This is a genomic window from Pseudomonas sp. PS01270 (genome assembly GCF_029959775.1).
GTDB classification, from domain to species: Bacteria; Pseudomonadota; Gammaproteobacteria; order Pseudomonadales; family Pseudomonadaceae; genus Aquipseudomonas; species Aquipseudomonas atacamensis.
The window spans coordinates 25,346-32,905 of record NZ_JASCPT010000066.1 but is presented as its reverse complement, the minus strand read 5'-3'; the positions used below and the strand labels follow the sequence as shown (position 1 = coordinate 32,905).

11 protein-coding genes are annotated in these 7,560 nt (G+C 58.2%); 6 read left to right on the top strand and 5 right to left on the bottom strand.

What is annotated here, in order from left to right:
• Window positions 1-162: 162 nt before the first annotated feature.
• Together QMX86_RS17985 and QMX86_RS17980 are read right to left on the bottom strand one after the other, a co-directional pair.
• Window positions 163-942 (bottom strand): ABC transporter substrate-binding protein, encoded by a 780-nt coding sequence (locus QMX86_RS17985; protein WP_071172858.1) that lies wholly within the window; start codon window positions 940-942, stop codon window positions 163-165.
• A gap of 305 nt (window positions 943-1,247) precedes the next feature.
• Window positions 1,248-1,676 carry a rhodanese-like domain-containing protein gene (locus QMX86_RS17980; protein ID WP_282386689.1) on the bottom strand — a complete coding sequence of 143 codons (429 nt, stop codon included), beginning with the start codon at window positions 1,674-1,676 and terminating at the stop codon, window positions 1,248-1,250.
• A gap of 101 nt (window positions 1,677-1,777) precedes the next feature.
• On the opposite strand from QMX86_RS17980, the gene ftrA reads away from it, so the two are divergent.
• The 4 genes from ftrA to QMX86_RS17960 all read left to right on the top strand — a co-directional run bounded on the left by ftrA (window position 1,778) and on the right by QMX86_RS17960 (window position 4,700).
• Complete coding sequence (ftrA, locus tag QMX86_RS17975; protein WP_110645533.1) at window positions 1,778-2,752, top strand: transcriptional regulator FtrA; 975 nt, start codon at window positions 1,778-1,780, stop codon at window positions 2,750-2,752.
• Between the two features lie 129 nt (window positions 2,753-2,881).
• Window positions 2,882-4,102: a colicin E3/pyocin S6 family cytotoxin gene (locus QMX86_RS17970; RefSeq protein ID WP_122703837.1), complete on the top strand. Its 1,221-nt coding sequence runs from the start codon at window positions 2,882-2,884 to the stop codon at window positions 4,100-4,102.
• A gap of 14 nt (window positions 4,103-4,116) precedes the next feature.
• Window positions 4,117-4,356: a pyocin S6 family toxin immunity protein gene (locus tag QMX86_RS17965; RefSeq protein ID WP_073471254.1), complete on the top strand. Its 240-nt coding sequence runs from the start codon at window positions 4,117-4,119 to the stop codon at window positions 4,354-4,356.
• 8 nt (window positions 4,357-4,364) lie between these two features.
• Window positions 4,365-4,700: a hypothetical protein gene (locus QMX86_RS17960; protein WP_073471255.1), complete on the top strand. Its 336-nt coding sequence runs from the start codon at window positions 4,365-4,367 to the stop codon at window positions 4,698-4,700.
• A gap of 58 nt (window positions 4,701-4,758) precedes the next feature.
• On the opposite strand, the gene QMX86_RS17955 is transcribed toward QMX86_RS17960, so the two are convergent.
• Window positions 4,759-5,097, bottom strand: a complete 339-nt coding sequence (locus QMX86_RS17955) for an FKBP-type peptidyl-prolyl cis-trans isomerase (protein ID WP_273528177.1) — start codon at window positions 5,095-5,097, stop codon at window positions 4,759-4,761.
• A gap of 131 nt (window positions 5,098-5,228) precedes the next feature.
• On the opposite strand from QMX86_RS17955, the gene QMX86_RS17950 reads away from it, so the two are divergent.
• Together QMX86_RS17950 and QMX86_RS17945 are read left to right on the top strand one after the other, a co-directional pair.
• Window positions 5,229-6,275, top strand: a complete 1,047-nt coding sequence (locus tag QMX86_RS17950; protein WP_130899244.1) for a M4 family metallopeptidase — start codon at window positions 5,229-5,231, stop codon at window positions 6,273-6,275.
• Between the two features lie 14 nt (window positions 6,276-6,289).
• Window positions 6,290-6,601 (top strand): protealysin inhibitor emfourin, encoded by a 312-nt coding sequence (locus tag QMX86_RS17945; RefSeq protein ID WP_122508038.1) that lies wholly within the window; start codon window positions 6,290-6,292, stop codon window positions 6,599-6,601.
• A gap of 1 nt (window position 6,602) precedes the next feature.
• On the opposite strand, the gene QMX86_RS17940 is transcribed toward QMX86_RS17945, so the two are convergent.
• Both QMX86_RS17940 and QMX86_RS17935 read right to left on the bottom strand, forming a co-directional pair.
• On the bottom strand, window positions 6,603-7,115 hold the full coding sequence (locus tag QMX86_RS17940) for a hypothetical protein (protein WP_110645528.1): 513 nt from the start codon (window positions 7,113-7,115) through the stop codon (window positions 6,603-6,605).
• Between the two features lie 88 nt (window positions 7,116-7,203).
• Window positions 7,204-7,512 (bottom strand): RcnB family protein, encoded by a 309-nt coding sequence (locus tag QMX86_RS17935; protein ID WP_282386703.1) that lies wholly within the window; start codon window positions 7,510-7,512, stop codon window positions 7,204-7,206.
• Between the last annotated feature and the right edge of the window lie 48 nt (window positions 7,513-7,560).

Here is a 7,560-nt window from a genome sequence, read left to right as displayed (position 1 = left end):
GAGCAAGCTTGCTCGCGAATGCGATGTGTCAGCCACTATAGATGCTGAATGTCAAACCGCATTCGCGAGCAAGCTCGCTCCCACAATGGATCTCTATCAGTACAACGAAAACATAAAAAAAGTGGCCACCGCGCAAACGGGGCCACTTTTTTTCACGGCGTATTAATGGCCGTATACGTCAAAGTCGAAGTACTTGTCCTGGACTTTCTTGTACTCGCCATTGGCGCGGATTTCGGTGATGGCTTTGTTGAACTGCTCGGCCAGTGCGGTATCGCCCTTGCGCACCGCGATGCCAGCGCCGCCGCCGAAGTACTTGGCATCTTCGTAGGTCGGGCCGACGAATTCGAAGCCTTTGCCAGCATCGGTTTTCAGGAAACCGTCGCTGAGGTTGACCGAGTCAGCGAGCATCGCGTCGATACGCCCGGACACCATGTCGAGGTTGGCTTCCTGCTGCGAGCCGTAGCGCGTCAGTTCGATCCCGGCCGGAACCAGCACTTCGGTCGCGTAACGGTCGTGAGTACTGGCGCGCAGCACGCCGACTTTCTTGCCTTTGAGTTCGGTCAGCGGGTCTTTCACGCCCGAGCCTTCCTTCATCACGAAACGTGCCGGGGTGTGGTAGTACTTGATAGTGAAATCGACGTTTTTCTTGCGATCGTCAGTGATGGTCATCGACGACAGGATCGCGTCGATCTTCTTCACTTTCAGCGCCGGGATCAGACCATCGAACTCTTGCTCGACCCACGTGCATTTAACCTTCATCTGCGCGCACAGTGCGTCACCGATGTCCACGTCAAAACCAGTGAGTTTGCCGTCAGGGGTTTTCATCGAGAATGGCGGGTACCCGGCTTCGATACCGATGCGGATCGGCTTGGCGTCTTCGGCCACGGCGGTCAGGGACAACATCGACAGTGCCAGGGCACCGAACATCACTAGCTTTTTCATTTATTACTCCCGTGCGGAGGCTTTTATTGGCAGCTTTCGAGTCAGCGTTCGGTCATGGCGTTCTAACGGCAAAAACCGACGTGGCCGGCAGTCTATGGCGGCGCGCAGGGAGGCAATTGTTTTTAAGCGACAATTACTTACAGAACATCGGCGCACGCATTGACGAGGGTCAACGCGTGCGCCGTGGTGGTGCGAAGGCTGTAGGACACTGCCCTTTTCAGGTCAGAAATATGCGTTTTTTTTGCTCGGGACTCTCTATGTCCTGACACGAGATGCGGAGCGTCCATGGCGGCGAGATCGAAGCGTCAGCAGGCGCAGCTGATCGCAGTGTTGGTTGCTGAAACCGCGTTCAGTTCGAAACCCTCATCGAGCCATCCGGTGACACCGCCGATCATCTCCTTGACCGGATAGCCCAATGCCGCCAGCTTCACCGCCGCCTTGTTCGCGCCGTTGCAATGCGGTCCGGCGCAATAGACCACGAACAAAGTGTGTTTCGGGTATTCGGCCAAGCGCTCCGCCGTGAGCAAGCGGGTCGGGATATTGGTCGCGCCGGGCACATGGCCGCGCTCGAACGCTAATGGGCCGCGCACATCCACCAGAACAAAATCGACCTCCCCGGCCTCTTGGCTACTGAACACGTCGGAACAATCGGTTTCGAAGGTCAGACGATTGCTGAAATGCATCAGGGCAATCGCCGAAGGGGCGGCGGGAATTTCGCGAACCAGGCTGGTCATGCTGTGTTGCTCCTTTGTCTGTGGGGGATGAACAGACTTTATCGAGACGGCGCTTGCCGCTACAGTGGCGCGCAAGACACCGACCGGGAGTTTTCCGCCAAATGCCCACTCTGCCCAATCTGGTTGCCATTCTGGCCTACGACGGCCTCTGCACATTCGAGTTCGGCATTGCCGTCGAGATCTTCGGCCTGGCCCGGCCAGAGTTCGACTTCCCTTGGTACGAACACGCGATTGCCGCGGTCGATAAAGGCCCGATGCGCGCCATGGGCGGGATTCAGGTACTGGCCGATGGCGGCCTGGAACTGCTCGCCGCAGCGCGCACCATCGTCATTCCCGGCTGGCGCGACCGCAATGCCCCGGTACCGCCTGCGCTGATCGACGCGTTGCGTCGGGCGCATGACCGAGGCGCGCGGTTGCTGTCGATCTGCTCGGGCGTGTTCGTGCTCGCCGCCAGCGGCCTGCTCGACGGCCACCGCGCCACCACGCACTGGCGCTACACCGGTGAACTGGCGCAACGCTTCCCGGCGATCGAGGTCGATCCGGACGTGCTCTATGTCGACGCCGGTCAGCTGATCACCTCCGCCGGCAGCGCCGCCGGCATCGACGCCTGCCTGCATCTGGTAACCCGCGACTTCGGCACGCAGGTCGCCAACGCTGTCGCGCGGCGCTTGGTCATGTCGCCACAGCGCACCGGCGGCCAGGCCCAATTCATCCCCACCCCGGTCAGCCCGACACCCCGCAGCGACCTGTCGCGCGTCATGCAATGGGCCCGCGAACGCCTGCACGAACCACTGGAAGTCCGCGACCTGGCCAGCGAAGCGGCGATGAGCGAGCGCACGTTTTTGCGGCGCTTCACCGAAGCCAGCGGGCAAACGCCCAAGGCCTGGCTGCAACATGAACGCCTGGCGCGAGCGCGGGAGCTCCTCGAGAGCACCCATCAACACACCGAGCAGATCGCCCAGCGCTGCGGCTATCGCTCGGTGGAGAGTTTTCGTGTGGCGTTTCGCAGCGTGGTGGGCGTACCGCCGTCGGTTTATCGGGAGCGGTTTGGGCGGTCGGGTAAGGCGATTTGTTGACCTGTCTGGTCATGGATTTGATCTTTTTGCAGTTGTAACAACTGCAACACTTTCAGACGCGTCCTACATCCATCACTCCTTCGTTGCTTTAGCGTCCGCTTCGTTTTTAAACAGCGGACAAGGACGCTCATGGCTCGCAAGAAAGACATCCCCCGGGTCCAGAACCCGCCAGAGGGAGACGGACACCACATCACCAGCCGCTACATGACTGCCAGCGAACTTGCTGCGCGCGAGGCCGCACAAGGCGCTTATGAAGACATTCTGGCTCGGCAGCAGGCCCACGAAGATCGACTTGGCCACCAGGTCATACATGAACAGCAAAATATAAGCGGCTGTGTTTTCGTGAAAAGTTGCAAGCTGCCGAACGGCGTCATCAATGATGCCAATCCATCTGGATTTATACCGGTTGGGAAAATTTCGGATTATGGAACGCTGTCCTTGCTAGCGGGGCATGAACGCGACTCGGCCGGGAATATCGCACTCAAGACAATTGGCGCGACCAGTTTGCAAGCGTCGATCGGAGCTTTTGCTCTCGGCAGCTCTGGCAGTCTGAGCACCAGCACTGCCGCCGCAAGTACCACAAGCCTGGCCACCGGCGGTGTCGTCGCAGGCGGGTTGCTTGGGTTGGTTGCGCTGCTGTGGCCATCGAGTCTCGCCGATAGTGCTCTCTACACAGAAGAGCAACTACAGTCGCTCGAGACAGCTCGGACTCGGGTTCGATTGCATGTGGAACAGCAGCCCGATGGGACGTTGAAAGGATACGGATACAACACTCAAACGCGCAGCGACTGGGAAATGATTCCAGTCGTGCAGTTCGTCAAGCAAGGCGCCTCCCACGTCGCAGATTTTGGGAATGGGTCAACCCTACTCTGGACTCCCTCTGTAGACTCATCACGCGGATCGGCAATTCCGCCGTTGGAGGGTGCGCCGCAGGTTCCACACATCTGGATATACCCGCCGACCGAGCAGGCGGACAAAATCATCGTCAATCCGGTTTACCCGCCTGAATACCAGGACTTTATTCTGGTCTTTCCGGCGGACTCTGGAGTACAGCCTCTATACGTTGTGCTTTCAAGACCTACTCTTGGCGGTGACATCAAATATCACCGGCCTCCCGTAACTCTCCCAGCATTCCCGGATACCTATCCCGTCAAATCCAAAAGCAGTGTTCAAGGTGGTGGCGGTAAGCGCAGCAGATGGAAAGACAAGAAAGGTCGAATCTACGAATGGGATAGCAAAACAGGGGCTATAGAACTCTATAACAAGCAAGGCAAACATCTAGGTGAGTTTAATCACGAAACGGGCGAGCAAATCGATCCTGCCGATCCCGAGCGATGGACTCCAAAGTGAAGAGGAATAAAAATATGTATTTATGGATTAGTGGTTTTTTACCAGACGAAAGCGAGGACGATACGCTGAAATTCGAGCTGTCGGTCCACTCGAAATCTGAGCGTCCGATATTGGCCGTAATGGGCTGGCCAGAACTCAGTCTAAGTCCCGACGGAGAATGGCTGCTGACTGCGGACCAAACTCAACGAATCAGCGAAATACTTGGAGAGCAATTGCCGAAGGAGCTGGACTTATTCATCGGCGTCAGGGGCTAGCGTCGACGATGAGCCTCATCTATCAAGATTCATCTATTTCCCGCGACGTGGCGATGAGACTTATTGCAAGTGGTGTCGCCGAAAATATGGCAGCAGGATTAGTATCCATCGGTATGAGCGAGGAAGACCCAATGTGGGCCCAGTCTTTCTGCCTCCAATATCTCTCCAGCGAAACCGAAGCGATCGCTGCCTCTGCCATCACCGCCCTGGGCCATATCGCTCGTCGACATGGAAGACTGGATACCGAAACCGTTTTGCCGGCGCTCGAAAACGTAAGGCGTCGGATGCCCTCGTTGCAGGGCGTCATTGAGGACACGATTGACGATATAGAGATGTTCACCTGAGCATCCGAAGTTGCAAGCGTCTGGATGAGGGTTGCTTCATTCAGACCCACGTCAGACCTCAATCCTCCCGCGTCAAAACCTCCAGCAACTCAATCTCAAACACCAGATTCGAATTCGGCGGGATCTTGCCCATAGTCCGCTCGCCGTACCCCAGATGCGCCGGTACCAGCAATTTGCGTTTGCCGCCGACCTGCATGCCCATCAGGCCCTGATCCCAGCCTTTGATCACCCGGCCAGTGCCAATCACGCACTGAAACGGTCTGCCCCGGCTCCAGGACGAATCGAATTCAGTGCCGTCTTCCAGCCAGCCGGTGTATTGGGTGGTGATCAGCGCGCCTTTCACCGCGGCTTTGCCGTCGCCCGGTTGCAGGTCGATGATTTGCAGTTCGTCTGTCATGTCGTTGGCTCTTGAGATGTTCGCAGGCGGCGTTTTTCGCAGAATCCGGCGTCGATGGCAATCCATGGAACCGAAAACACGCCTTGCCGCTCACATGTGTATCGACATCGTATGACGACAAGGATGCTTAGATGACCGACTCTCGATTGCTGCGCAGTTTCATCCCACCCTACATTCTCAACCGCATCATTGCCCACGGTTCCGAGCCGCAGCGCAACGCCGCGATGCAGACGCTCAATCATGTGCGCAGCCTGCTGCCCAACCCCGGCCGTCCTTCGCAGCCGCCGGCGCGGGCGATTCTGCCGGAGGCGAGCAAGCCTGGTCTGGCACGGCGCAGCGTGCATGATGCGCAGAACAAAATGCTCTTGCCGGGCATGCCGGTGCGTCTCGAGGGCCAGCCGGCGTCCGGGGATCCGGCGGTCGATGAGGCGTACGATGCGCTGGGCGCCAGCTATGATTTCTTCTGGAAAGTGCTCGGTCGCGACTCGATCGACAATCAGGGATTCGCGCTGATCGGCAGCGTGCATTACGGGCAAGCCTACGAAAACGCGTTCTGGAATGGCGCGCAGATGGTTTTCGGTGACGGCGATGGCGAGATCTTCCAGCGCTTCACCCGCTCGCTCGACGTCATCGGCCATGAACTGGCCCACGGCGTCACCGAAAGCGAAGCTGGGCTGATTTATGCCAACCAGTCCGGCGCGTTGAACGAGTCGCTGTCAGACGTGTTCGGCGTGTTGACCAAGCAGTACACCCTCGGCGAGACCGCCGAGCAGGCAGACTGGTTGATCGGGGCCGACCTGCTGATGCCACAGATCCAAGGCAAGGGCCTGCGCTCGATGTCGCACCCCGGCACGGCATACGATGACCCGATGCTGGGCAAGGATCCGCAACCGGATCACATGCGCAAGTTCGTCATCACCAGCGAAGACAATGGCGGCGTACACATCAACTCCGGCATTCCCAACCGCGCGTTTTACCTGGCAGCCCGAGCGTTTGGCGGCTTCGCCTGGGAAAAAGCCGGACGCGTCTGGTACGACACGCTGTGTGATGACCGTTTGAAACAGGACGCAACGTTTGACGCGTTCGCAAAACTGACGATCAACCACGCCGGCGAGCGCTTCGGCGCCGAAGCAGCCGACACGGTGCAGCAAGCCTGGGCACAGGTCGGTATCGAATAATCCGAGGAGACCGTATGAAAACGCTACCCGAGCTGGATAAAGATTCCGTTTTGCGCGTATCTCGCCAGGGTGGCGTTGCAGCGATTCACAGCCTGAGCCGCCCACGGGAAATCGAATTTGCCCAGTGCGACATCAGTCAGCGTTCAAGGATCTGCTCGGTGCTTGAGGGTTGCCTGCCACTCGATAGCAGCGAATCGGGCCGTGGGGATCAGCGCTTCTACCAGATTGAAGTGCGCTATCAGTCCGGGGAAATGGTGTTGAAGGTGCCGGAGGATCGGGCGCCTGGGGAACTGGTGCATTTGTGGGACAAGGGGGAGCTGCTCTGATTCACGCTGGCGGCTCTTCTGCGTCGACAACTGACGATGTGCGCGGGCCAAAGCCCGCGGTCTGGCCGAATACGACACCGTTGAATGTGTGCGTACAGCACTCGCAGCTCGGCGTCATGTCATGCGCCTTCAGTCTCGGATTGACCATTTGCAGGAGATTTTGCTCGTCGACGTACAGCCCGTTGAAATAACTGGACTCACCCAGTCGCACGACTTCTTCGCGATCCTTCTCATGGATGGCCACCATCCAGAACACCGGCGCTGATTGATCCAGTCGCGCCACAGCTTCGCTGAAAATGGCATCCCAAGAACCGCCCACCCGAGACAGCAGGAAGCGAAACAACGGCGTGTAATCTCGCCCGTATTGTTTGCCTGCGTGCATCGAACTTCGCATGCCTTCGTCACGGCTTGCAGCTTTGCTGTTGCGCTGATCGCGATAATGCGCAACTGATTCGTGGCGACGAACACCCCACGTACGAGTGTTCACTTTGCGGTAGAGCGGTTTCTTGTCCAATCCCTTGTTCCTCATCCAGACGTCCGCTGTTTTACCGGAACGGCGCTCGAATGCAATCAGCCATCCGTGGCCAATTGTAAAACCGGGCTTATCGCTCGACCTGTTGCATCTCGACAATCGTGCCGTTGGTGATCATCACCATCACGTACTTGTCATTGATCTGCACCCACTGCGCCTGCTCGATCGGCGCTTTCAGACCTTTGGCTTTCCAGTTCTTCAAAGCCTTGTCGTCGCGCTGGTACATTTCTGGAGCGCGGTCGTTGACCTTCAGCTGGCGATCGCTGGTCGGCGACTGCACGGCGGGTTCGCTGGAGGTTTGCGCCGCTTGAACAATGGGTGTGATTCCGGCAATGCCCGCAACAAGGGCCAGGCTGGCGATTAGGGTTTTGCTGTTCATCGGTGAACCTCTTTCGGATAGGTAGTACCTGAACTCCGACTGCGCGGC